Raw genomic sequence first — 2,525 nt, 5'->3', positions numbered from 1 at the left:
ATTCAATCGTCAACGCGTCACCCAAAAAGGCAGAAGTAAACGCGAGACTCAGACAGTTTACAAGTGCCGCTTCAAGTCCTTGAATGTAAACACTTTTCCGGGGCGCCAGGATCGCTTCGGTGGGTCAACGATGTGTATAACCGCATGGCCTAAAGCATCTCTCCCGGTACGGGCCAGAGCCGAGCGCGAAGTGACGTTGAATACCTGGTTTCCGAATGTTTCTCGATGACAGTTGGGAAGATTCTTTAGCCCTGCGGGGGAGTGTTGCAGCGCGCTGCATTCAGATCTTTCCATAATTTCCAGCAGTGATTGATGACATGAAATTCCAGATGAACATTTTGACCTTCGGACTCGAGCAGGCAGGCATGTCGCGGGCATCGGACGCACGCCAACGCGGCCGGCCCTTGAGAAGCGGCATCTTTGTAGTAATGGTTTTGGCAACCCTCCTGGGCATCGCCCTTCCGGCTCACGCATGCACTCCAATCATCAATCTGGGCGCCACCCAAGTTCGCTTTCCAGCGACAATCACCGTCCCCAGAAACGCTGCGGTCGGTTCAATAATTGCCACGACGACGGTGCCCATCACCGGTACCGCTGGGACAACCTACAACGACAATTGTGGGGTTGCGGGGACGAACTATTGGGCAATCAATGCCGTCGGGGTTGTCGCGAATCGCGTCGGCACCACTTCGGTAAAAGGGATTGGCTACACCTCGTCAATTTCAGGCGGTGGCCTGCCTGGAACAGTGACCATGGATTCAGCGCTCAGTGGGCCGTCCCTTCCCATTAAGTCTGGGGCAAATTACTTCCCATCGCAGGTGTACGTGACCGTCAACCTTGTTGTGACCGGTCCTGTGGGTTCTGGCGCCCTATCCCTCAACCCAACGGGGCCGGGTGCTGCCGGTGTGGTGGGCTTCTTCTTTTCAGGTAACAGTGGAGTGTCTGTCTTCAGTGTTGTGTCCCCCAGCAATGCCTCGGCGATCGCTTTAACGGCTTGCACGACACCGGATGTGACCGTGTCTTTGGGACAGCACAATACTTTGGAGTTCCGCGGCCCAGGGTCAACGACTGCGGCGACCCAATTCAATCTCAATCTCAGCAACTGTCCCGCGGGGATGAACAACATTAAGTACGAGATCGATTCGGTCACCGCGATCGTTCCGGGTGCCGGACAGTCAGTCGTCACACTGGATGCGGGTTCGAAAGCGAGCGGCATTGGAGTGCAACTACTCGATAAAGACGGCAATCCGTTCGCGCTGGGCACGCCTGTGCCGTTCAATGGCTATCAGAGCAGCACCGGCGGCAGCTACCAGATTCCCCTCAACGCGCGCTATTTCCAGACAGGACCGACCATAAGCGCGGGGAGCGCCAATACCGAAATGACCTTCCTGATGACCTATCAGTAGGCGTTGGGACGTTCGCCGAACTTTATCCGACAGTCACTCTCGGCTGCCGTTGCGCCCACCGAGTGCAACATCGGGGCACTGTCAACTTGACGATAGCAAGGCAAGGCAGCGCCGAGTGAGCCCGCCGCTCAGGCGGGAGTTGACGGATCTTGGGCCGCTTCAGTGAATGCGCGCCATGCAGCGAATCGCGCAGCGAGGTGTTTGCGGCTTTCACGAACACATGCCTGACGCCGGCCAGCTCCGGGATGTCGGCCTTTGCGGCCGGGTAGCTGCGCAGTTGGTCGGTGACGATCTTACGCGGTGCTGGGCAGGAGCGCAGCACACGCTGAAAGAAGCGTTTGGCCGCGGCCTTGTCGCGCCGCCTCTGCAGCAGGATGTCGAGTTCGGCGCCATGTTCGTCGACCGCCCGCCAGAGCAGGTACGGCTCCCCGCGCAGCGTCACGAACATTTCATCGAGATGCCAGGTGCTACCCGGCTTGCGCCTTGCGGCCTTGACCCGATCGGCGAAGCCAGCGCCAAACTTGTCGCACCAGCGGCGAATGGTCTCGTAGGCCACAACCACACCGCGCTCGAACAACAACTCCTCGATGTCTCGCAGGCTCAGGTTGAAGTGGTGATACCAGCGCACGGCCTGGCTGATGACCGCCGCCGGGAACCGATGGCCGTGATAGAGCGATTTCTTCTTCATCGCGCGATCTCACGTCACCGCGCCGCTAACGTGACAATGCCGTAGCGGCAGACTCATTTACCTCGCCCCATACGCGACTTTCCGAGAAAATCCTGCAGGGTCCGAGGTTGTCGGGCGATGCCAACGGGTGGTGCAACCCCCACTGCGCGGGCAAGTCCCAGGGCGAGCGCCGAGATCTTTTCGGTCCACTTTCCAAACTCTCTCATAGGCATTTAAGACATGCCTTATATCGCTTCCTCCAACCAGCAACGAATATATAGAAACAGAGCATTACCCCGTTATGGGCATCTCCTTATACAAAAGTCCAGCGTCCTGACCGGGCGCAGTGCGACCAGAATTTGATGGGACTTGGGCGGGAGGGGTTGTAAACTCGTGCGGATTCGCGTTTACTCCTGGCTTTTTTGAGCGCGAATGAACAACGAGTCGGGGGC

At 58.1% G+C, this 2,525-nt stretch carries 1 protein-coding gene and 1 pseudogene; one reads left to right on the top strand and one right to left on the bottom strand.

The annotated features are described in order from the left end of the window. Nucleotides 1-317 precede the first annotated feature (317 nt). The gene (locus AC1DS6_RS42375; RefSeq protein WP_477104771.1) at nt 318-1,406 is read left to right on the top strand and encodes a fimbrial protein; all 1,089 of its coding nucleotides are present in this window, start codon (nt 318-320) and stop codon (nt 1,404-1,406) included. 201 nt (nt 1,407-1,607) lie between these two features. Here AC1DS6_RS42375 and AC1DS6_RS42370 read toward each other — a convergent pair. Next, a pseudogene (locus AC1DS6_RS42370) lies at nt 1,608-2,094 on the bottom strand (IS6 family transposase); the annotation flags it as partial. Nucleotides 2,095-2,525 lie beyond the last annotated feature (431 nt).

This window comes from Cupriavidus sp. 05L310 (genome assembly GCF_056398185.1).
Note: the sequence above shows the minus strand (reverse complement) of the source record. Positions and strands in the feature narration are given on the sequence as shown.